This is a genomic window from Methylococcus geothermalis (assembly GCF_012769535.1).
Classification (GTDB): domain Bacteria; phylum Pseudomonadota; class Gammaproteobacteria; order Methylococcales; family Methylococcaceae; genus Methylococcus; species Methylococcus geothermalis.
On the sequence record NZ_CP046565.1, the window covers coordinates 2649087 to 2670790 of the forward strand.

22 protein-coding genes and 2 pseudogenes are annotated in these 21704 nt (G+C 62.4%); 8 read left to right on the plus strand and 16 right to left on the minus strand.

Annotation, left to right across the window (positions count from 1 at the left end; genetic code table 11):
• Positions 1-15: 15 nt before the first annotated feature.
• The 15 genes and pseudogenes from GNH96_RS12260 to GNH96_RS12330 all read right to left on the minus strand — a co-directional run bounded on the left by GNH96_RS12260 (position 16) and on the right by GNH96_RS12330 (position 11298).
• Positions 16-1290, minus strand: a complete 1275-nt coding sequence (locus GNH96_RS12260; protein WP_228720093.1) for a flippase — start codon at positions 1288-1290, stop codon at positions 16-18.
• Positions 1291-1466: 176 nt separating this feature from the next.
• Positions 1467-2147: an adenylyl-sulfate kinase gene (gene cysC, locus GNH96_RS12265; RefSeq protein ID WP_169603940.1), complete on the minus strand. Its 681-nt coding sequence runs from the start codon at positions 2145-2147 to the stop codon at positions 1467-1469.
• Positions 2148-2260: 113 nt separating this feature from the next.
• Positions 2261-2929: a DUF2887 domain-containing protein gene (locus tag GNH96_RS16380; protein ID WP_407658827.1), complete on the minus strand. Its 669-nt coding sequence runs from the start codon at positions 2927-2929 to the stop codon at positions 2261-2263.
• Positions 2829-3146 (minus strand): nucleotidyltransferase domain-containing protein, encoded by a 318-nt coding sequence (locus GNH96_RS12275; RefSeq protein ID WP_169603942.1) that lies wholly within the window; start codon positions 3144-3146, stop codon positions 2829-2831. The genes GNH96_RS16380 and GNH96_RS12275 overlap by 101 nt, the downstream gene beginning before the upstream one ends.
• Before the next feature lie 74 nt (positions 3147-3220).
• On the minus strand, positions 3221-4195 hold the full coding sequence (fcl, locus tag GNH96_RS12280) for a GDP-L-fucose synthase (protein WP_169603943.1): 975 nt from the start codon (positions 4193-4195) through the stop codon (positions 3221-3223).
• A 143-nt stretch (positions 4196-4338) separates the two neighbouring features.
• Positions 4339-5177 (minus strand): annotated as a pseudogene (gene gmd, locus GNH96_RS12285) (GDP-mannose 4,6-dehydratase); the annotation flags it as partial.
• A 35-nt stretch (positions 5178-5212) separates the two neighbouring features.
• Positions 5213-5566: a four helix bundle protein gene (locus GNH96_RS12290; protein ID WP_169603944.1), complete on the minus strand. Its 354-nt coding sequence runs from the start codon at positions 5564-5566 to the stop codon at positions 5213-5215.
• Positions 5563-6639 carry an ATP-binding protein gene (locus tag GNH96_RS12295; protein ID WP_267313372.1) on the minus strand — a complete coding sequence of 359 codons (1077 nt, stop codon included), beginning with the start codon at positions 6637-6639 and terminating at the stop codon, positions 5563-5565. Before GNH96_RS12295 ends, GNH96_RS12290 begins: the two co-directional genes overlap by 4 nt.
• A gap of 353 nt (positions 6640-6992) precedes the next feature.
• A complete protein-coding gene (locus GNH96_RS12300) occupies positions 6993-7316 on the minus strand; it encodes a nucleotidyltransferase domain-containing protein (protein ID WP_169603946.1) in 324 nt (107 codons plus the stop codon).
• A 4-nt stretch (positions 7317-7320) separates the two neighbouring features.
• Positions 7321-7752: a nucleotidyltransferase substrate binding protein gene (locus tag GNH96_RS12305; RefSeq protein WP_169603947.1), complete on the minus strand. Its 432-nt coding sequence runs from the start codon at positions 7750-7752 to the stop codon at positions 7321-7323.
• Complete coding sequence (gene fcl / locus GNH96_RS12310; protein ID WP_169603948.1) at positions 7749-8705, minus strand: GDP-L-fucose synthase; 957 nt, start codon at positions 8703-8705, stop codon at positions 7749-7751. Before fcl (GNH96_RS12310) ends, GNH96_RS12305 begins: the two co-directional genes overlap by 4 nt.
• Positions 8706-8711: 6 nt before the next feature.
• Positions 8712-9830, minus strand: a pseudogene (gene gmd / locus GNH96_RS12315) (GDP-mannose 4,6-dehydratase).
• A gap of 7 nt (positions 9831-9837) precedes the next feature.
• A complete protein-coding gene (locus GNH96_RS12320; RefSeq protein WP_169603949.1) occupies positions 9838-10206 on the minus strand; it encodes a MarR family EPS-associated transcriptional regulator in 369 nt (122 codons plus the stop codon).
• A 125-nt stretch (positions 10207-10331) separates the two neighbouring features.
• Positions 10332-10727, minus strand: coding sequence for a hypothetical protein (locus GNH96_RS12325; RefSeq protein WP_169603950.1), 396 nt, complete (start codon positions 10725-10727; stop codon positions 10332-10334).
• Position 10728: 1 nt separating this feature from the next.
• Entirely contained in the window at positions 10729-11298 is a 570-nt protein-coding gene (locus GNH96_RS12330) for a Uma2 family endonuclease (protein ID WP_169603951.1), read from the minus strand.
• Positions 11299-11547: 249 nt separating this feature from the next.
• Here GNH96_RS12330 and hyfB point away from each other — a divergent pair, with 249 nt between their 5' ends.
• Genes hyfB through GNH96_RS12360 form a run of 6 tightly spaced genes read left to right on the plus strand, consistent with a single transcriptional unit; the run spans position 11548 to position 18895 of the window.
• Complete coding sequence (hyfB, locus tag GNH96_RS12335; protein WP_169603952.1) at positions 11548-13668, plus strand: hydrogenase 4 subunit B; 2121 nt, start codon at positions 11548-11550, stop codon at positions 13666-13668.
• Positions 13668-14606, plus strand: coding sequence for a respiratory chain complex I subunit 1 family protein (locus GNH96_RS12340; RefSeq protein WP_169603953.1), 939 nt, complete (start codon positions 13668-13670; stop codon positions 14604-14606). Before hyfB ends, GNH96_RS12340 begins: the two co-directional genes overlap by 1 nt.
• A 5-nt stretch (positions 14607-14611) precedes the next feature.
• Complete coding sequence (locus GNH96_RS12345) at positions 14612-15289, plus strand: formate hydrogenlyase (RefSeq protein ID WP_169603954.1); 678 nt, start codon at positions 14612-14614, stop codon at positions 15287-15289.
• Positions 15286-16752, plus strand: a complete 1467-nt coding sequence (locus GNH96_RS12350; RefSeq protein WP_169603955.1) for a hydrogenase 4 subunit F — start codon at positions 15286-15288, stop codon at positions 16750-16752. Before GNH96_RS12345 ends, GNH96_RS12350 begins: the two co-directional genes overlap by 4 nt.
• Positions 16749-18371 (plus strand): hydrogenase large subunit, encoded by a 1623-nt coding sequence (locus tag GNH96_RS12355; protein WP_169603956.1) that lies wholly within the window; start codon positions 16749-16751, stop codon positions 18369-18371. Before GNH96_RS12350 ends, GNH96_RS12355 begins: the two co-directional genes overlap by 4 nt.
• 11 nt (positions 18372-18382) lie before the next feature.
• Entirely contained in the window at positions 18383-18895 is a 513-nt protein-coding gene (locus tag GNH96_RS12360) for an NADH-quinone oxidoreductase subunit B family protein (protein ID WP_169603957.1), read from the plus strand.
• Between the two features lie 10 nt (positions 18896-18905).
• Here the strand turns inward: GNH96_RS12360 and GNH96_RS12365 are convergent, their stop codons facing one another.
• Entirely contained in the window at positions 18906-19355 is a 450-nt protein-coding gene (locus tag GNH96_RS12365; protein WP_228719845.1) for an STAS-like domain-containing protein, read from the minus strand.
• 203 nt (positions 19356-19558) lie between these two features.
• On the opposite strand from GNH96_RS12365, the gene GNH96_RS12370 reads away from it, so the two are divergent.
• Complete coding sequence (locus GNH96_RS12370) at positions 19559-20347, plus strand: TIGR01458 family HAD-type hydrolase (RefSeq protein WP_169603958.1); 789 nt, start codon at positions 19559-19561, stop codon at positions 20345-20347.
• Between the two features lie 129 nt (positions 20348-20476).
• Positions 20477-21694 (plus strand): MraY family glycosyltransferase, encoded by a 1218-nt coding sequence (locus tag GNH96_RS12375; protein ID WP_169603959.1) that lies wholly within the window; start codon positions 20477-20479, stop codon positions 21692-21694.
• The last annotated feature ends 10 nt before the right edge of the window (positions 21695-21704 follow it).

The following is a 21704-nucleotide window of genomic DNA, read 5'->3' on the forward strand; positions in this document are numbered from 1 at the left end:
GCCACAAAGCCCGCCTCATGGCCGGACTCCCAAGGGCCAAAAGCCGAGGCGGATTCGCACTACCGCCACCATCGCCAGGTTCAACGCCGCATAACCCGCACCAACCGAGAAGGCCGCACCAATTGCGCCGAATCGCGGCAGTAGCGCGAGGCAGAGCGCCACGATGAGAGCGGCCCCACACACGTGGAGATTCCTCGTCCACCGCTCATGTCCTGTCATAATCAGCAACTCGCCCACGGCACCCGTCGCGACGTTCACCAGTACGCCACACAGCAAGATGCGGAGCGGCCAGATTCCGCCCGTAAAGTCCTGGCCGAAGAGTTTCATGACCTCCTCTGCGCCCAGGTACAACGCGGTGCTCGCGCATACCGCGAAAATGCCGAGGATCATTGAGCTATGCCGCACCAGGTGCGCGAGTTCCTGAGTCTTTCCGGACTGGTGCAACACCGCGAATTTGGGCGCCAGGGTACTGATCATTGCGAACAGCGGAAACAACAGGAGATTCGCCACCCGGTTCGCCACGTTGAACACCCCGATGTCATCGACACTGCCCCAGATGCCGAGGAACAGGGTGGGGGCGTGCTGCATGACCAGAGCGGTCAGGGTCACGCCGAACAACGGTCCACTGGATTGAAACAGGATACGAGGATGCAGCGCGCTATGAATTGTAAGACTTCGGGGCGCGCGTATTCGGAAAGCACGTCGCCAAGCCAGGCCAGCGAGAATTGCCGTAACAAACGTTGCCGTAACGTAAGCCGCGATCGCACCTTCGGCTTGCGACCGCCTGATCGCGGGATACAGCAGCAGCAGGGTCCCTAGGGGAACCATTACGCTCTGGAGCGATTGGAACGCTACCATCTCCTTGAGTCCGCGCAGAGCCTGTGACTGGATGGAGGTAAGCGCAAACGGCACGACGGCAAAAGACGCACAGATCAAGGAGCGTTCGATATCTGGTTTGCCAAAGAGATGCTCAGCAAACCACGGGGCACCTACTAAAAGAAGCAAGGCGGCCAACAGGGAAGCGAGAGCGACTACCTTAACCGCCGTCCGATAGACGAAACTGACATCCCCCCATTTTTCCACCTCGGCGCGGGCGGCGACGAAGCGAACCACCGTATTTTCAAAACCGAATTGACCCAGAGTAGCCGCGATGGTCGAGGCGGACAGCGCCAGATAGTAAATCCCGGATCCTTCAGCGCCCAAAAGGCGGGCAATGGCCACGCTTACCGTAAACCCCAATAGCGTGCCGATACAACGCAGCAGAAAGGAGATCGACGCGCCGCGGAGCACTTCACGCAAGTGGAGGCTTCCAGAGTGCAGTGTTGCTGTTCTCGCCCGCGCCCTATTGGTCGCCTTCAAATTTCCAGCGAACATTTCTTTTTTGTCTCTCCAGTCTTATCACTTATATTCAAAACCTTACTCCAATGGTTACCAATACCATGCAAATTAGAGTGATATATTCGCCATCACCCCAGCCCCCTCCCAAAGGGAGATGGCGTGCATATGACATTACTTTCAATTACATTGTGAACTGGATCAATAATCTTCCTGTTACGAAGGCATGCCAATACTGCATCCACGCTGTCATCCAAAGACATATCGCTGGTCTCAATGACTACCTCAGGCTTATCTGGCTCTTCATACGGTGAGGAGATGCCAGTGAAGTCCTTGATCTCGCCGGCGCGGGCTTTTTTGTAAAGGCCTTTGACATCGCGCGATTCGCAAACTTCGATAGGGCAACGGCAATGGATTTCAATGAAGCCTTCGCCGTGGAGGCTGCGCACCCAATCTCGGTCAGCGCGATGAGGAGAGATGAACGCAGTCAGGACGATGTTCCCGGCATCGGTGAACAGCTTTGCGACTTCGCCGATACGCCGGATGTTTTCATGGCGATCGGCGACGGAGAAGCCGAGGTCGCCGCACAGACCGTGGCGAACATTATCGCCGTCCAACACGTAGGTACGGCAGCCGAGTTGGTGCAGGGTTTCTTCCACAGCATGAGCAAGGGTGGACTTGCCTGCGCCGGATAAACCCGTGAACCAGAGCACTGCCGCTTTGTGGCCATTCATCCGCTCACGCCGGGCGCGGGTGACGGTGGCATGATGAAACACGACGTTAGTTGACTGAAATTTTCCAATTGCCATCATATTCCAACCTTTTCATTTTTTTGGCGCATCAAAATACCGTCATGTATTCCCCCTCATCGACCTTTCTCCTAAAGGGGGAAGTTTCATTTACGTCGAGCGGACGTTGTCAAGATTCATTTAGTAGCTGAGCTGGCGGGCGCGAAAAAGAAGGGCGGAAAGGGAAAAGCTTGGATGGTAGGGTGATACCGCGGTCGGCCGAACCAGGAGGGTACGTTTTGCACGAACGGGTGAACTCGCTCAGCGGCCGGATGCGTCTTTGGCCGAGACGGAGGTCTGTTGGTTGGAATCGTCGAAAGCATGGCGCCTTGCCGCGTGTTCAACACTTGAACATCAAGTCTAGCCGGCCGAAACGGGATGGCAAGGGGTCTTTGGAAAAAATTTTTCGGGGGGATGTGGGTGGGTTTTCGGGGTTGGATTGCGACCGTGATGGGTCGCGGCCGAGCCGTTCCCATGGGGTTTGCGGCGAGTTCGACGAAATCCAGCAGTTCTGGCCAATCTACGGCCTCGGGCAATTGTGCCCGATATTCGGGGCGAGTGAGACGGCGCGCCCTCTGAATCGCAGCCTGGGAGTCTTCTGCGATCAGGATGTGCAGCCGACGGTACAGAGTGTCATCGGGCCGGAACTGGATTTCGACGAAGACCCAGGGAGCGTCGCTGTCTTCCGGCGGGGCCAGCACGCCGTCACTGAAAAGCTTTTCCAGCCTGATCCCTCTCATAGCGGATACCGGTCGCCTTGGCCTGCCGCTCGCTGGGTCTGCTTGCATCCTCGCTGAAAACCACATCGACTTTTTGCTCGCCGATCCTCTGCTCCAGCCGGACCAGGAACTTGATTTTGTGGGTCAGGTCCTGATTCTGGCCAGCCTTGATATACCAATCGATATCCCCGCCTCTTTTATGGTCATCAGTACGGCTGCCGAAAAGAACGACCTCCACGTCGGCACCGAACACCTCTTGCGCGGTTTGCTTGATGGCGCTGATTTCCGTCCGGCTAAGACGCATGGCTTGAAGCTTCCGGAAGTAAGGTCATGTATTTGTTCTGGTTATTCCAGGCTACGGCCAACCATGCCGGCCCGTCATGCCCCCACTGACTCGGCCAGGAATGCCTTGTAGGTTTGTTCGAGGCCTTCGCGCAAGGGAATCCGGGCCCGCCATCCGCAGGCGGCCAGTCGTTCAACATTCAACAGCTTGCGCGGCGTCCCGTCGGGCCGAGTGGCATCGAACCGGATGCCTCCCGCAAAGCCGGTGATTTGCCGGATGAGTTCGGCCAGCTCCCGGATGGTGATGTCCTCGCCGGTGCCGACGTTGAGGTGGCTTTGCATGGGCTCCGTCGAAGCATCGTAGGTTGCCTTGTCGAGACTCATGATGTGGAGGCACGCCTCGGCCAGGTCGTCCACATGAAGGAATTCCCGCCGCGGGCTGCCGCTGCCCCAGATCACGACGTCTTGCGCCCCGCTTACCTTGGCTTCGTGGAAACGCCGCAGGAGCGCGGGGATGACGTGGCTGTTTTCCGGGTGGTAGTTGTCGCCGGGGCCGTAGAGATTGGTGGGCATGACGCTGCGGTAGTCGATGCCGTGGCTACTGCCATACTGCCGGTTGTAGCTTTCGCACAGCTTGATGCCGGCGATCTTGGCGATGGCGTAGGGCTCGTTGGTCGGTTCGAGCGTGCCGGTGAGCAGTGCCTCCTCGCCCATCGGCTGCGGCGCGAGCTTGGGGTAGATGCAACTGGAGCCCAGAAACAGCAGCTTTTGCACGCCGGCGCGCCAGGCCTCGTGGATGAGGTTGGCCTCGATCATCAGGTTCTGGTGGATGAATTCCGCCGGATAGGTGTTGTTGGCGTGGATGCCGCCGACCTTGGCGGCGGCGACGTAAACCTGATCGGGCTTTTCGGCCCGGAAAAAGGCGCGGACGGCGGCCTGGTCCGTGAGGTCCAGCTCGGAGCGGGTGCGAGTCAGGATACCGCTGTGGCCGCGCCGCTGCAGCAACCGGACGATGGCGCTGCCGACCATGCCGCGGTGGCCGGCGACGTAGATGCGGGGGCTGGCTTCCATTCCGGCTTACTCGTGGTAGTCGTAGGCGGTGAAGCCGGCCATCTTGACGAGGGCATCGCGCTTGGCGGCGGTGTAGTCGCTCTGGACCATTCCCCCCCCTCTCCCCGACCCTCTCCCACCAGGGGAGAGGGGAGAAAGCTATAGCCTTTTTCATCCACGCCCTGCCCTTCCCAGCGGATTTCCATACCCAGCTCGCGCGCGGCAGCGTTGACGAAATCGCGCACGCTGTATTGCTCGCCGGTGGCGATGACGAAGTCTTCAGGCTCAGCCTGCTGCAGCATGAGCCACTGCATCTCGACGTAGTCTTTGGCGTGCCCCCCAATCGCGTTTGGCATCGAGGTTGCCAAGGTACAGGCAGTCCTGAAGGCCCAGCGATGCGGGCGATGGCGCGGGTAATCTTGCGGGTGACGAAGGTCTCGCCCCGCACCGGGCTTTCGTGGTTGAACAGGATGCCGTTGCAGGCGTAGATGCCGTAGGCTTCGCGGTAATTGACCGTGATCCAGTAGGCATAGAGCTTGGCGACGGCATACGGGCTGCGCGGGTAGAACGGCGTGGTTTCCTTCTGGGGAATTTCCTGCACCAGACCGTAAAGCTCCGACGTGGATGCCTGGTAATAGCGGGTTTTCTTTTCCATGCCGAGGATGCGGATGGCTTCCAGGATGCGCAGGGCGCCGATGCCGTCCGCATTGGCGGTGTATTCCGGTTCCTCGAAGCTGACCGCGACGTGGGACTGGGCGGCCAGATTGTAGATTTCGTCCGGCTGGACCTTCTGGATGATGCGAACCAGGCTGGTGGAATCGGTCAGGTCGCCATGATGCAGGATGAAGCGGCGGTCCTTCACATGCGGGTCCTGGTAGAGATGATCGATGCGATCGGTGTTGAAGAGCGAAGTCCGACGCTTGATGCCATGGACTTCGTAGCCCTTGTTGAGCAGGAATTCGGCCAGGTAGGCGCCGTCTTGGCCGATGATGCCGGTGATCAGGGCGGCACGCCCTTTAGGTGTTAGGGGTTAAGGTGTTAGGAGTCATGTTTGGCCTTGAGGTTCTTGCGCAGGTTGGTGAGCATGCCCGTAATTTGTTGGGCGGTCTTTACCCATGAGGCGCTGGTTTCTTTGGGGATATAGTCGATTTCCATGCCGATCCAGGTTTGGGTGGCGAATTCCGCGGCAGAGCCCGGGGGCGAGTCGAGAAAGCGCAGTTGGTCCTTGCCGGGTTCTTTTTCCATGCCCTCGGCGATGTTGCTGGGGATGGATAGCGCCGCGCGGGTGATTCTATCCTTGAAGCCATAGTCCTTCAGCTCCGCCGTTTGACGATAAACCTCCGCCGCCAGGCGCGCGCTGATTTTCCAAACCTCAAGCTTCTCGCACTTCATGGCACCTCATGTTCCAGAATGGCTTGTTCCGGCCGCAAACCCTTCAGAAACGCCTCGATGGGAATGCAGGAAATTTCCCCGATCTTGAGGCGATCCTTGCCCATGTAGAGCAGACAGGCCGAGGCCTCTGGGTAATCCTCGCGGAAGGCGTTGAGGGCACGCAGGTCTTTGCTGTGGATATGGACGGCACGCTTGACCTCGATGGCGTAGAAACTTTCCGGTCCGTAAATGACGAAATCGACTTCGCTGCCCGATTTGGTGCGCCAGTAGTAGAGCTGCTCACCCCGTCGCCGATAGCCGATCCAGGCTCGCAAGTGTTGTGCCACCAGCCCTTCCAGGGCCATGCCTTCGATCTCCTCAGCCCGATCCAACGGTCCGGCAGGGCGCAGGGAACGAAATACCCCGGCATCGAAGTAATAAAACTTGTCGTGGGCCACGAGATGACGTTTCGCCCGCCGGGTGAAGACCGGGACACGGAATGCCAGCAGCAGATCTTCGAGAATGCCGAGATAACCCTCTACGGTTTTACGCCCCACCTGACATTCCCGTGCGATTTCGGCGAGATTGAGCAACGTGCCATGGGAAAAACTGATGGCCTCCAGGAAGCGAGCGAATGCGCCGATGTCGCGCACCAGGGCCTCGGCCTGCACTTCCTCGCGCAGGTACAAGGAGGCGTAGGCACGCAGGCTCGCGGTCGGGTCGGGGGCGTGCCAAATCAAAGGCACGAGACCGATTTCCAAAGCCCGGTGTAGGTTGAAATTGTCGCCCAGCTCTGCCGCCATGAACGGGTGCATGCTCGTTTCCACCAGGCGTCCGGCCAGCAGGTTGGCGCTGCCCCGCCGCAACTTGCGCGCGCTGGACCCCGTGAGGATGAAGCGGCGCGGGCGATCAGCTTCGATGAGCTCATGGACGACGTCCAACAGGGCAGGCGCCTTCTGGACTTCATCGATCACCACCTCCCGCGCTTGAGGGTTCCCCGCGATCAGCTCGCGCAGTCTTTCCGGGCGCGCCTGGTAAAGCCGCTGAGCAGCCGGGTCGAGGAGGTCGACACTCAGGGCGCCAGGAAATGCCATGCGCAACCAGGTGGACTTGCCGGTTCCCCGCGGCCCGAAGAGGAAGAAGCTAGCCGCTGGAGCCTCAAAAAAACGTCCCGCCGTCGCCATTTATGCTTCCAATTCGGAAGCAGAGGGGAAATTTTGCTGGAATTCTGGCCTCATCGCACCACCCACCTAACACCTAACTCCTGACACCCTCTCCCCCTCAACAAAATCCGCATAGGTGCTGGCCAGCCCCTCTTCCAATGTCACCCGGGGTTGCCATCCGGTAGCCATGATGCGGCCCGTGTCGAGCAGTTTGCGGGGGGTGACGTTAATTGCTGCGAGCCAATTGGCACGTTCTGCCAATTGTAATCTCAGCTTCTCGCACTTCATAACCGATAACCTTCAACCCTCGAATAAAACTCCTTCCCGACGCGTTGAATGTGGTCAAGCAACTGCGGGTTCTGGAGCGTTTCGAAGCGGCTGATGTCGAAGGTATAGGGCAGCAAGAGATCATCGAGACGGCTGCCGAGTTCGAGCAATTCCGTTTCGGTCAAGCCTTGGCCGAAGAGAACGAGATCGATGTCCGATCCGGGTTTGTAGGTACCTTTGGCGCGCGATCCGTAGATGACGGCGCGCTCGATGGACGGGTACTGCGCCAACACCGCGCGGATGCGCTCGATGGTTTTCTCGGGCAGGCCAAAGCGTTCCATGCGTTCACCCCCCTCGTTGCTGCAGGCCCTGCATGCGCTCTTCAAAGGCCGTGAACAATGGCAGGTAGCGCTCCACGATCAAGGCGGCCAAGGCGTTGGCCGTGTTTTCGTCGTAGGTGTGCGAGGAGCGGTTTCGGCTTTGGATGGTGTCCATCCAACCTTCGCCGTCTTCGAGCAACCCAGCGCGGAAGGCGGCACGGATCGCGTCCCGGGAGCCGGTGATGCCTGGGTTGCCCTGATATTCGAAGTAATCCTTCATGACTTGCCAGGCGAGCTCCTGGGTGAATTCGAACGCCTGGATGAGGCCTTGTTGTTCCAGCCGGCTCAGGGGGCGTGTTTTGGCCAGGGCGACGGCCTCGGCCAATTGCTGCAAGGCCCGCCGGTAATTGGCGAAACGCTGTTGCCAGCGGATGTCGGGATGTTCGGTCTGACTCATCGGTGATGCTCCAGAAAATCCGTGTAGGTGCTGGCTAGCCCCTCTTCCAAGGTGACCCGGGGTTGCCAGCCGGTGGCCATGATGCGGCCCGTGTCGAGCAGTTTGCGCGGGGTACCGTCGGGTTTGCCCGGGTCGAAGACGATTTCCCCGGTGTAACCCATGACTTTGGCGATGAGCCCCGCCAGTTCCGCAATGGTGATGTCCTGCCCGCAGCCGACGTTGAGGTGGCTGCGCATGGGCGCGGTGTGTTGGGCATAGACCGAACGGGGCAGGTTCATCACGTGCAGGCAAGCGGCGGCGAGATCGTCCACGTGCAGGAATTCGCGGCGTGGAGTGCCGCTGCCCCAGATCACGACGTCTTGCGCCCCGCTTACCTTGGCTTCGTGGAAACGCCGCAGGAGCGCGGGGATGACGTGGCTGTTTTCCGGGTGGTAGTTGTCGCCGGGACCGTAGAGGTTGGTGGGCATGGCGCTGCGGTAGTCGGTGCCGTACTGGCGGTTGTAGGATTCGCAGAGCTTGATGCCGGCGATCTTGGCAATGGCGTAGGGTTCGTTAGTCGGCTCGAGCGTGCCGGTGAGCAGTGCCTCCTCGCCCATCGGCTGCGGCGCGAGCTTGGGGTAGATGCAACTGGAGCCCAGAAACAGCAGCTTTTGCACGCCGGCGCGCCAGGCCTCGTGGATGAGGTTGGCCTCGATCATCAGGTTCTGGTAGATGAATTCCGCCGGATAGGTGTTGTTGGCGTGGATGCCGCCGACCTTGGCGGCGGCGACGTAAACCTGATCGGGCTTTTCGGCCTGGAAAAAGGCGCGGACGGCGGCCTGGTCCGTGAGGTCCAGCTCGGAGCGGGTGCGAGTCAGGATACCGCTGTGGCCGCGCCGCTGCAGCAACCGGACGATGGCGCTGCCGACCATGCCGCGGTGGCCGGCGACGTAGATGCGGGGGCTGGCTTCCATTCCGGCTTACTCGTGGTAGTCGTAGGCGGTGAAGCCGGCCATCTTGACGAGGGCATCGCGCTTGGCGGCGGTGTAGTCGCTCTGGACCATTTCCTTGACCAGTTCCCGCAGGCTGGTCTGTGGCGTCCAGCCGAGTTTCTCCCGTGCCTTGGTGGGATCGCCGAGCAGGGTTTCGACTTCGGTGGGACGGAAATAGCGGGGATCGACCCGGACGATGACATCGCCGGCCTTCACCTTGACGTCCTTGCTGGATACCGCGGCCACCCTGCCGGTTTCGTGTTCGCCCTCGCCTTCCCAGGCCAGGGAAATCCCCAATTCTTCAGCAGCGAAGTCGACGAACTGGCGGACGCTGTATTGGACGCCGGTCGCGATCACGAAGTCGTCGGGCTGGTCCTGCTGGAGCATCAGCCATTGCATCACGACGTAGTCGCGGGCGTGGCCCCAGTCGCGCAAGGCGGACAGATTGCCGAGATAGAGGCAGTCCTGAAGGCCCAGCGCGATGCGGGCGATGGCGCGGGTAATCTTGCGGGTGACGAAGGTCTCGCCCCGCACCGGGCTTTCGTGGTTGAACAGGATGCCGTTGCAGGCGTAGATGCCGTAGGCTTCGCGGTAATTGACGGTGATTCAGTAGGCATAGAGCTTGGCGACGGCATACGGGCTGCGCGGGTAGAACGGCGTGGTTTCCTTCTGGGGAATTTCCTGCACCAGACCGTAAAGCTCCGACGTGGATGCCTGGTAATAGCGGGTTTTCTTTTCCATGCCGAGGATGCGGATGGCTTCCAGGATGCGCAGGGCGCCGATGCCGTCCGCATTGGCGGTGTATTCCGGTTCCTCGAAGCTGACCGCGACGTGGGACTGGGCGGCCAGATTGTAGATTTCGTCCGGCTGGACCTTCTGGATGATGCGAACCAGGCTGGTGGAATCGGTCAGGTCGCCATGATGCAGGATGAAGCGGCGGTCCTTCACATGCGGGTCCTGGTAGAGATGATCGATGCGATCGGTGTTGAAGAGCGAAGTCCGGCGCTTGATGCCATGGACTTCGTAGCCCTTGTTGAGCAGGAATTCGGCCAGGTAGGCGCCGTCCTGGCCGGTGACGCCGGTGATGAGAGCGATTTTTCGGGTCATGGATCGATCACGGGGTTTGAATGGGTTTTTCACCGGTTGCGTTCGACTCCGCGGGAGTCGACAGTTCGATGTGCAGCGCGGCGATCTCGGCGCGCAGCGCCTCGTATTCCGCCTCCTTGCGCGCCAGATAGGCGCGGGTGAGGCTGAGTTTCTGCTCGATACCTTGGGGGGTCAGCAAGTAGAGGTAGCCCAGCTTGTTGTCGCTGCGGCGGAAGTTGCCAGCCTTGACAAGCCCCTTCTCCAGCAGTGCCTTTAGGAGGTAGTTGGTCTTGCCCAAACTGATCCCGACCTGCTCGGAAAGCAGCCGCTGGCTGATGCTGGGGGATTCCGCAAGGATCTTGAGAATTCGAAGCTGGGCTTGTTCGCCGGGCGTCATCGGTGGGGGAAAACTTCGTTCAGGCATTGAACAGAGCTTAGCAGCCAATCCGGGTACGTCAACGTAAGGAGTGAACCCGCTTTTTCTGATTCAGCAAGAATCTTCTGCCGACCTCGAATACGCCGTCAGGGATACATGCCACCCCACACGGCCGGGTTCATGGTCCAGTCGAGCCTGAGCTCGGAGGCTTCGACCTGCCAGTCCGCCTGCCTCTTTTCCGCCGCGAGTTGGCGGAGACGATCCTGGGCCGCCTGGTCGCCGACGTAGACACAATCGCAGTGTTCGTTGTCGGCATAGAGATAGGTCAGAGTGTCTTTGACCCGGTGGGAGACCAACTGGCGCTGGGGAATCGCATCCAGATGGGCCTGTTGTTGAGGCGATTGGGCGTAGAAAATCTGAAACCCCGCGGCGGCCAGCAACTCTTCCACGGTCTCGATTTTTTCGTTCGATGCCGCGCAACCGACGAGCGCCAGTGCCTGAAACGGAAAAATCGAAAGCAACCCCCACTTTGGAATACGCATCTCAGGTCCACAGCTCCGCGAGAGAAAAAGTCACCGCATCGAAAGGCGCCAAACAGATCGGGTCGTCGTCCTTGTAGGTGCCGAGCAACAGCCATGAACCGTCGTGCAGCTCGAATCCTTCGAGGGTGCGCGCCTGCGGATCGACCAGCCAGGCATGGGCCACGCCGCGGCGGGCGTACAGCGGCAGCTTGATGGCGCGGTCCTTTTTCGCCGTGTTGGGCGAGAGGATTTCGCAGACCCAGTCGGGCACCACTTCGAAACGGTGATCCTCGGGCACCGCGGGCATGCGTTCACGGCGCCAGCCGGCAAGGTCGGGCACGACGACTTCGACGTCGCGGACGAAGTGTAGTTCGGGTTCCGGCAAAATCCACCAGCCGCCGGGGCCGCCCCGGCCTTTTCCGAAAGCCCCGCCCAGTTCAAGGGAAAGACCGATGGCGGCCAGCGCATGCGGCCCGGCCGGCCGCGGCCGGGTGTCAAGCTCGCCGTCGACGATCTCGCCGACCAAATTGTCGGGCAGAGCCATCAGGCGCTCATACGGCGTCGGTGCGGCAACGGCTTGTGCGTGTCCCATAAAGGCATCCCCATCCGATGGAAGACCGCATCAGTGTGCCGGGTAAGGAATGACGTTGCAACGCGCTATCCGGCCGATTCCCGTTCAAATGCCCCTGCCGTTGTGGTTCATAGCAACCCCGATCGGACACCCAGCGTTCGGAAAACGCCGTGAGAATCCGGTGATAGCCATAGGCTGAGGGGTCGCCGGTCCGTTGGCACAGAATTCGCCACACAAAGGCGTCGCCATCCTCTTTCCCAAGAACTCACCATGACTTTGTTTCTGGCCTACGCCTCCGTGCTGGCCGCGCTGTTTTCCGGTCTGCTGGCCATGCTCGCGGAACATCGGGCGGCGTGGGCACGCCAGACCCGGCGTGCCGCCGGGCTCATCCGCACGCCGTTTCCCGCAAGCCTGGCTCTGACGGAGAGTCACCCCCAGCGCCTGCCCCACGCCTGGCGGCGTTGGGTGTTTGCGCTGCTGACCGCGTCCGGCGTGCTGGCACTTGCGGCAGGCGGCCTGCAGCTCCATGCCGGTACCGCGGTTGCCGACCAGTTGCCTTGGGGCCTGCCATGGCTGCAGTGGCACGTGCGGTTCGATACCTTGTCGGCCTTTTTTTTCGTGGTGCTCGGCCTGGGCGTCATTGCCGCGGGGGTCTACGGTCCCGGCTACGCCCGCCAGTTCGCGGGCCAGTATTCCTTCGGGGCACTCGGGCTTTTCACCGGCTTGTTCGTCGCCGGCATGGAAGGCGTGCTACTGGCGGACGACGCCTACGTTTTCGTGATCGCCTGGGAGGTGATGACGGTCTCGAGCTATTTCCTCGTGGCCTACCAGCATGAACATGCCTCGCATCGACGAGCCGCTTTCCTCTACCTGCTGATGGGCGAGGTCGGCGCCATCGCCATCATCCTGGCGTTCGGCATACTGGCTGCGGTCTCCCATAGCTTTGCGTTCGATGTCTGGCGGGACACGCATGTGACTCCGAGCTGGGGAACCGGGGCCTTCCTACTGGCCTTGGCTGGATTCGGGATGAAGGCGGGGCTGGTGCCGCTCCACGCCTGGCTGCCGGAAGCACACCCCGCGGCGCCGGCTCACATTTCCGGGTTGATGAGCGGGGTGATGCTGAAAATCGCGGTCTACGGCCTGCTGCGTTTCGCTTTCGACCTGCTGGGCGATGTGCAATGGTACTGGGGCGCGATCGTGCTGGGCCTCGGGACCGGCTCGGCGGTGCTCGGCATTCTGTACGCGGTGGTGCAGAGCGACGTAAAGCGGCTGCTCGCCTACTCATCCATCGAGAACCTGGGAATCGTGTTCATGGGCATGGGCCTTGCCATGGTCTTCATCGGCAAGGGACATGGGCAGCTTGGGCTGGTCGGCCTGGTCGCCGCGCTTTATCACGTGCTCAACCATTCCTTGTTCAAAAACCTGCTGTTCCTGACCGCCGGCTCGGTGGTCCACCAGACCCATCAGCACGACCTGGAACACATGGGTGGCCTGATCAAGCGCATGCCGGTCACCGCCGGCTTGTTCCTGATGGGCTCGGTTGCGATAGCGGGGCTGCCGCCGCTGAACGGATTCGTCTCGGAGTGGCTGACCTTTCAGGCCGCTTTGCAGGCGGCGTCGGTCATCGACAACGGCATCCTGCGCAGCATGGTTTCGGTGGCGGCGGCGATCCTGGCGTTCACCGCCGCGGTGGCGGCGGCGTGTTTCGTCAAGCTCTACGGCGTGGCGTTTCTGGGCCAGCCGCGTGAACGGCAGGCCGCTCATGCCCGCGAGGTGGCGCATTCCGGCATGCTTTGGGCGCCTGGCTTTCTGGCCGGTCTGTGCCTGCTGCTCGGGGTGCTGCCGACCTGGGTGCTCGATGCCCTGCGGCCCGTCACCCGCCCATTGCTCGGCGAAACGCTGAGCAGCGCCTCGGCCCGGGGCTGGCTGTGGCTGACGCCGGGGGGCGTCAGCACGGCCTCGTATTCGGCGCCGCTGGTGCTGCTGGCGATGGCGATGGCCTGGTGGTTCCTGCGCAGGCTCGAACACGGCGACCGGGGCGCGGCCGTCCGGCGGGCCCCGGCCTGGGATTGCGGCTTCGGCGGCCTGAGTCCCCGGATGCAGTACACCGCGGCCGCCTTCGTCCAGCCGGTCCGGCGCATCTTCGCGCCGGTCTGGGATGCCGTTGAAACCTCCGCCCCCGAAACGGCGCCCGCCGATCGTCCGCAGATCACCGCGCTGCGCTACCGGCTGGAGATCGGCGACCGCTCCTGGCGCTGGCTGTACCTGCCGATGGCCCGCGTGGTCGAGGAGCTTGCGCGCCAAACGGCCCGTATCCAGACCGGCCAGATGCGCATCTATATCGCCTATTCCTTTGTGACGCTCATCATTCTCTTGGGGGTCGTAAGCTGATGGACTGGTTGCTCGCTCTGATCCAGGACGTGCTGTTCATCCTGCTGGCGCCGCTGTTTTCGGGTTGGCTCAAGTGGGTCAAATGCCTGCTGCAGAACCGCCGCCCGCCGCCGTTGTGGCAGCCCTACCGAGATTTACGCAAGCTGCTCGGCAAGCGCCCGGTGGTGGCCGACACGGCTTCCTGGCTGTTCCCGGCCACGCCCTACGTCGTGTTCGGCGCGGCGGCCCTGTCCGCCGCCATCGTGCCGTTCTTCGCCGTGGACCTGCCCACCGCGGCCATTGCCGACATGATCGTCCTGGTGAGCTTCTTCGCCCTGGGCCGGTTCTTCCTGGCCTTGGCCGGGATGGATGTCGGCACCGCCTTCGGCGGCATGGGCTCGTCGCGGGAAATGACCATCGCCTCGCTGGCGGAACCGGCCATGCTCATGGCCATCTTCACCCTGGCCCTGACCGCCTCCACCACCAACATTTCGGTCGCCATCGACTATCTGCTGGACACCGGCCTGGCGCTGCGGCCTTCCTTCCTGTTCGCGCTGGGAGGACTGCTGCTGGTGGCGGTGGCGGAGACCGGCCGTATCCCCATCGACAACCCGGCGACCCATCTGGAGTTGACCATGATCCACGAAGCCATGATCCTCGAATACAGCGGCCGCCATCTGGCGCTGATCGAATGGGCGGGCCAAGTCCGGCTGATGCTGTACGGCGTGCTCATCGCCAACATCTTCCTGCCCTGGGGCCTGGCCCGCGAATTCACGCCCGAGGCGCTCGGCATCGGGGCCGCGGCCATCGCGGCCAAGCTCGGCGTGCTGGCGGTCGTCCTCGCCCTGGCCGAAACCTCGGTGGCGAAGATGCGGCTGTTCCGGGTGCAGGAGTTCCTGGGGTTCGCCTATCTGCTCAGCCTGCTCGGCATGCTGAGCCATATCATCCTGGAGGTCTAGGCGTCATGCCCGTTCCGGCTTATTCGATCTACGAGCAGGCGATCCTGTTCATCGCCGCATTGGTGGTCTTCACGTCATTCCTGATGCTGGGCCAGAAGCGCCTGTTCGGCATGATCCATCTGTTCGCCGCCCAGGGCGCCTTGCTGGCTGCGACCACCGCCCTTGCCGCCTACACCCTGCCCTACCCGCACCTCTACATTTCCGCCCTCATCATCGTGGCGCTGAAAGTCATTCTGATACCGGTGATGCTCCACCGGCTGATCATCCGCATGGACATGCACCGCGATGCGGAACCCTTGTATCTGTACGGCTATGTCATGATGGGCGCCGCCGCGCTGGTGATGTTCAGCTATCACGTGGTGGCCCCGATCGAGCACCTGTCCACGCTGGCGACCCGCAACGCCATGGCGGTCAGCCTGGCCGTGGTGCTGCTGGGCATGCTGCTGATGATCACCCGGCGACAGGTCGTCACCCACGTCATCGGCTTCATGGCCATCGAAAACGGCCTGTTCTTCGCCGCCGTGGCCTCGACCCAGGGCATGCCGATGGTGGTCGAACTGGGCATCGCCTTCGACGTGCTGGTCGCCGCCGTCATCTTCGGGGTGTTTTTCTTCCACATACGTTCCAGCATCGATTCGCTGGATGTGGATCGCCTGAACCGGCTGAATGAGGTGGAACCGTGAGCGCCGTCTACTGGATCCTGGGAATCCCGTTCGCTGGGATGCTGTATCAGGCTTGGCGCGGCGATGTGCCACAGGCCGGCCGGCTCAACACTCGCCTATGCGGCCTGGCTTTCCTGGCTTCGCTGGTGTTGGCGGTCGAGGTGTTGCGCCAGGGCGTCGTCGAGCTGGCGGACCTGCAATTCCGGGTCGACGCGTTCAGTGTCTACCTGATCGTACTGACCGCCTTCGTGGGGTTCACGACGGCGATGTTTTCGGCGCCTTACATGGCCAACGAGCGCGACCACGGCCGGCTGAACGCCGCCCGCATGCGGCTCTACCACGCCATGTACCAGGGCTTCATGCTGACCATGTACCTGGTGCTGACCACCAACAACCTGGGGCTGCTGTGGGTGGCGATGGAAGGCGCGACCCTGGCCACGGTGCTGCTGGTCAGCCTGTACCGGTCGCCGGAATCGATCGAAGCGGCCTGGAAATACTTCATCCTGTGCGGCGTCGGCATCGCCCAGGCCCTGTTCGGCACCGTGCTGCTCTATTTCGCCGCCGGCCAGGTGGAAGGGATCGGCGAGCACGGACTGCAGTGGTCGGTGCTCTATGCCCACGCCGCCGAGCTCAACCCCACGGTGATGAGCATCGCCTTCGTCTTCCTGCTGGTCGGCTACGGCACCAAAATCGGCTTGGTGCCCCTGCACAACTGGCTGCCGGATGCCCACTCCGAAGGCCCCACGCCGATGTCAGCCATTCTTTCCGGCCTGCTGCTCAATGATGCGCTGTATGCGGTAGTCCGCTCCAAGATGCTGGTCGACGGCTCCCTGCAAAACATGCTCGCCGGCGAACTGATGATGGGCTTCGGCCTGCTGTCCTTCCTGGTGGCGGCGCTCTTCCTGCACCGCCAGCGCGACGTGAAGCGGCTGTTCAGCTACTCCTCGATCGAACACATGGGCATCATGACCTTCGCCTTTGGCCTAGGCGGCCCGCTGGCGACCTTTGCGGCCTTGATGCACATGACCGTGCACTCGCTCACCAAGTCGGCCATCTTCGTCACCGTGGGCCATGCCGCGCAGATCGCCCGCACGCAGCGGATCGAGCACATCCGCGGCCTGATGCGGACCCAGCCCATGGTCGGCTGGGGACTGGTGCTGGGCGTGGTGGCGATCGCGGGGATGCCGCCATTCGGCGTCTTCACCAGCGAATTTCTGGTGCTCACCGCCACCATGCAGGATTTCCCCTGGTTGACGCCGTTCCTGCTGCTGGGGATCGCCATCGCCTTCGCCGGGCTGTTCCGCCATCTGCACCCCATGGCGTATGGACCGCAACCGGCGGGACAAGCGCCGGTGCAAGCCAACCTATGGCCAGTGATGGCTCATCTGGGGATCGTCCTGTGGCTGGGACTCTCGATTCCTGGGGTGCTGGCCGACTGGTTCAGCCAAGCCACACGACTGATCGCAGGGAGCGCGCCGCTATGAGCGCCGACAAAACCGCTGCCGGCGAGGCAAATTTCGTGGGCGCCGAAAGGCTGACGACAATGTTGCAGAGCCTCGGCACGCCGGGATTCCGTCCGGAGGCATTCCAAGCCGGCTGCGTCGGCCCCGCGCTGCTGTGCCCCATCAGCCCCGACGACTGGGCCATTGCAGCGGAAACCGCCGCGGCCCAAGGCTGCCGCTGGGCCGCAGGCTGGGGAGACACCCAGGGCGAACGCTGGGTCGTCAACGCCTTGCTGGAGAGATCCGGCGACTATCTTCTGCTGCGAACGTCGTTTCCGCCGGGTCGGAACGAGCTGCCGTCGCAGGCGCCTCACTTTCCCGGGGCCGCCCGCCCGGAACGCCACACCCAGGACCTGCTGGGACTGCATTTCACCGGCCACCCCGATGGCCGGCGCTGGGTCCGCCATCAGGCCTGGGACGAACGGGCCTTTCCGCTCCGGCCCGGCGCCCCCCTGGCCGGCCATCCCTTGCCACTCACGCCACCGGACCGGCACTACCCGTTCGCCTCCGCCCATGGCGACGAAGTCAACGAAATTCCGGTCGGCCCGGTCCACGCCGGGATCATCGAACCGGGACATTTCAGGTTCCTTGCCGTAGGCGAAACCGTGCTGAACCTGGAAGAACGCCTGGGATACGTGCACAAGGGGATCGAAAAACTGGCCGAGGGCCGCGACCCCGAGAGCTTGGCGCGTCTGGCCGGGAGGGTGTCCGGCGACACCGCGGTGGGCCACGCCTGGGCCGCGTGCCAGGCCATGGAACGCGCCGCTGGCGTCGAGCCGCCGGAGCGCGCCCTGTGGCTGCGGACCATTTTCGCCGAACGAGAACGCATCGGAAATCATCTCAACGACATCGGCGCGATCTGCAACGACACCGCCTTCGCCTTCGGTTATTACCAGTTCAGCCGCCTGCGAGAACTCTGGCTGCGCGACAACCTGCGCTGGTTCGGCCATCGCCTGCTGATGGACCGGATCGTGCCAGGAGGCGTCGCCGCGGATCTGTCGGAAGCGGCCGCCGCGGCGATGCCAGCCGCCATCGCGGGCTTGCGATACGAGCTGGGCGAACTCAAGCCGATACTCGACGAAGGCTCAATCTTCCAGGATCGCGTGGTCGGCGCGGGCGTGCTGCCGGACCGCGTCGCCCGGGAACTGGGCTGTCTGGGCTATGTGGCTCGGGCTTGCGGCATCGGACACGACGTGCGGGAACGCGCGCCCCATGCTCCCTACGATCGGCTGGCGGTCAAAGCCGTCCTCCGCGGCGACGGCGATGTCGCCGCCCGCCTTTACGTCCGTTACGGGGAACTGCTCGCTTCGCTGGAAATCCTCGAAGAATGCCTGCGGCGGATCGTGCCGGGACCGCTGCGGGCCGTTTGGGCCCCAGCTTCGGAAAACGCCGAAGGGCTCGGGCTGGTAGAGGGATGGCGTGGCGAAATCGCCAGCTACGTCCGTTTCGACGGCACTGGGCACATCGCCCGCTTCTTCCCCCGCGACCCCAGCGTCTTCAACTGGCCGGCCCTGGAAAAACTGATCCTGGGCAACATCGTTCCGGACTTCCCCCTCTGCAACAAATCGGTCAACGGTTCATATTCCGGCCACGACCTCTAAAAGCCGCCGCCATGAACAAGATTTTGAGCAAGATTGCCCGCGTAGGTATCGTCACCGAAACCTTCAAGCCGCTGACCGACCCCGAGCTGGACCGCCTGGGTGCGGAACTCAAGGCTGTGCTCGACAGACGCTTCGCGGGGAGCCTGGCGATCCGGCAAGTCGATGCCGGTTCCTGCAATGCCTGCGAGCTGGAGATCGCCGCGCTGGGAAATCCCTTCTACGACGTCGAGCGCTACGGCATCCATTTCGTCGCATCCCCCCGCCATGCCGATGTGCTGATGGTGACGGGGCCGGTATCCCGCCACATGCAGGCGGCGCTGCTGGCGACCTGGGAAGCCACGCCGGAGCCCAAGTGGCTGGTGGCGGTCGGCAAGTGCGCCGCCGATGGCGGCGAATTCGGCGTGAATTATGCGAGCTGCGGAGCGGTAAGCAACGTGTTGAAGGTGGACGCCGTGATCCCCGGCTGCCCGCCGACACCGACGGACCTGGTCCGCGGTCTCCTGTCCCTGATTTCCCGGCGTTAGAACGGCATCCTCAGGGCTTCGCTTCGGAAACCTCCGCAGAGGTGGCGCAGCTTCCGAATTCCGTGGCGATCGAGGCCAGGCACCAAGCCTGGTCCCGCCGATGCTGCAAGAGGCTGAGGTGGCGGTTGAGCAGCGGCCTGATGCTCTCGTTGTAGTGCGTCGGCACCAGCCAGATGTCGGACATTTCCCGCTCGATGAAACCGAACAGTTCTTCGATGAATGCAGGGCTTGCGCCGTCCACCCCGGAAAAATCCAGTTCCATCCAGTTGCCCGGCTTGCGCCTCAGGCTGGCGATCACCGAATGCGCCTGACGGGCTGTATCGAGGGTGTGGGTTCTCGGGCTGGCATAAGCCAGGAGATGGATCGTGGCCGTGGGGCCGCGGACGGGATCGGGCGAGTTCATGGCGTCAGGGACAAACCGAACGGTGATGCCAGTCAAGGCAAACACGGTTCGTGCCATCTCCACCTGGCGGAAAAAACATGAGGTTAGGGAAAGTCTGGTCGAATCCCGCGCCGTTTGTTGGGGGAAATCCACCCTCGCCGCTTGGGGATTCGAGCCGGCCGGCGTGGCGGGTCCCGCGCTTGGGGCTCTTGTCTGCGATGCCGTCATCACGCAACATTCCGGGACGGATCTTCCTGCCAGTTGACTCAATAAGGAGAAGCATGGGCGAGAGCGACCGGAATATTCACGGCGTGCTGTTCGACCTGGACGGGGTGCTTTATGTGGATTCGCAGCCCATCCGGGGCGCCGTGGAGGCCGTCGCCCGGATCAAGGCCGGCGGCAGGCTCTGCCGTTTCGTCACCAACACCAGCACGCAATCCCTGGCCACGTTGGAACGGAAACTCAGGACGCTCGGTTTTCCGGTGGAACAAGGCGAAATCATCAGCGCTCCCCAAGCCGCGCTGCGCTACTTGCGGACAACGGGACTGCGGGCCCATCTCCTGCTGGAGGACGACGTCGCGGCCGATTTCGCCGGCATCCCCCAGGCGCCCCTGGAGGATGCCGATGCCCTGGTGCTGGGAGATACCCGCGTTGTCTGGACTCACGACTGCCTCGACCGAATGTTCAACGCGATCATGCGGGGGGCGCGCCTGATCGCCGTGCACAAGAACCGCTTCTGGCAAACCGAGGGGGGATTGCGCATGGACATCGGCGGCCTGGTGGCCGCGCTCGAATACTGCGCCGGCGTTCGGGCATTGGTCATGGGCAAACCGTCGGCGGATTTTTTCGATGTCGCCCTCCGGGACATGGAGCTGCCGCCCGAGCAAGCCGCCATCGTCGGAGACGATATCGAGGCGGATATCGGCGGAGGCCAGTCCGCGGGACTTCTCGGCATATTGGTCAGAACCGGAAAATTCCGGCCTTCGCATCTGGAAACCAGCCCCGTGCGGCCCGACCGGCTCATCGACTCCGTGGCCGATCTGCCGGGCCTTCTGGATAGGTTCCGGTAATTCATACCCTTCCTCCTTGCAGGATCATCGACTATAGTTGATCGAGCTCGTTTCTCCTGCAGTCGTCCTGTGCAGGCTCGAATCAGGCTGCACCCAATTGATTGACTTTTCAGGCAGGTCATCAGAGCCATGGCGATGATCGAGGATATCCTTGGCGACTTCGGCAACGCGACCCCCGTCCTGATCTCGGGAGGGGGACTCGTGTTCACCGCGCTTCTCATCCATCTGTTAAGCAAGCCCGCCGCGCGCCTCGGTCTGGTGGACCGCCCCGGCGGGCGCAAGACCCATGACGGGCTGATACCGCTCACGGGCGGCCTGGCCATTTACGGCGGCTTCGTCGTTGCTTCGGGGTGCGACAGCGGGATCGTTTCTCCCATACTGCTGCTTGGCATGGGTTTCGTTCTGGCGGTCGGCCTGATCGACGACCTTTACGGCTTGTCGGCCCGCTTCCGCCTCGTGACCGAAATCGGGGCCGCCCTGATCATGGTGATATGGGGAGACAAGATGATTCACGATCTCGGCGACATCGTCGGCACGGGATCGTTGCGGCTCGGCCTGTTCGCGATTCCCTTCACCGTCCTGTGCACCGTCGGCTTTATTAACGCCTTCAATATGTCGGATGGCATCGACGGGCTGGCGTCGGGCTGCGCGATCACGGCCATTTCCTGGTTCATCCTGGCAACCTGGCTCGCCGGCCAGCCGGTGCCTCTCAAGGAATGGATACTGCTGGCGGCCATTCTCGGTTTCGCCGCCTACAACATGCGTCATCCCTTGCGCAAGAAGGCCTCGGTTTTTCTCGGGGATTCCGGCAGCATGCTGCTCGGGTTCGCCCTGGCCTGGGTCGCGATTCAGATGGTGGAAGGCGGCCCCAACCGGATACTTTCACCCATCGCGGTAGCCTGGGTGCTGGCATTGCCGGTCATCGACACGGTCAGATTGATGGCTCAGCGGGGACTGCGGGGTGGCAACCCGTTCGTGGCCGACCGCGAGCACCTCCATCACATCCTGCTACGGAAAAACCTCAGTCCTGGCCAAACCTCCTGGCTGCTGGTCGGCATCAATGGGGCACTCGGCGGGGTGGGGGTATTGGGCCATCATCTGGGTGTGCCCGACTTCTGGCTGACGATGGGGTTTGTCGGGATTTTCCTGGCCCATTACCGGCTGACGACCTATGCATGCGGCGTGGACGAAGCCGATTCGGCCACTCTGCCTTTACCCCTACCCGAAAGTCTCGATGCCTTGTCAGTCCGGCAATGTCTTCCGAGGGGGAGCGAGTTGCCAATCGAGCTGGCCCACCCGTCGGATGGCACCGACGGTTACCGCGAACCCCGGCTCCGACACCATTGATCAATCCCTT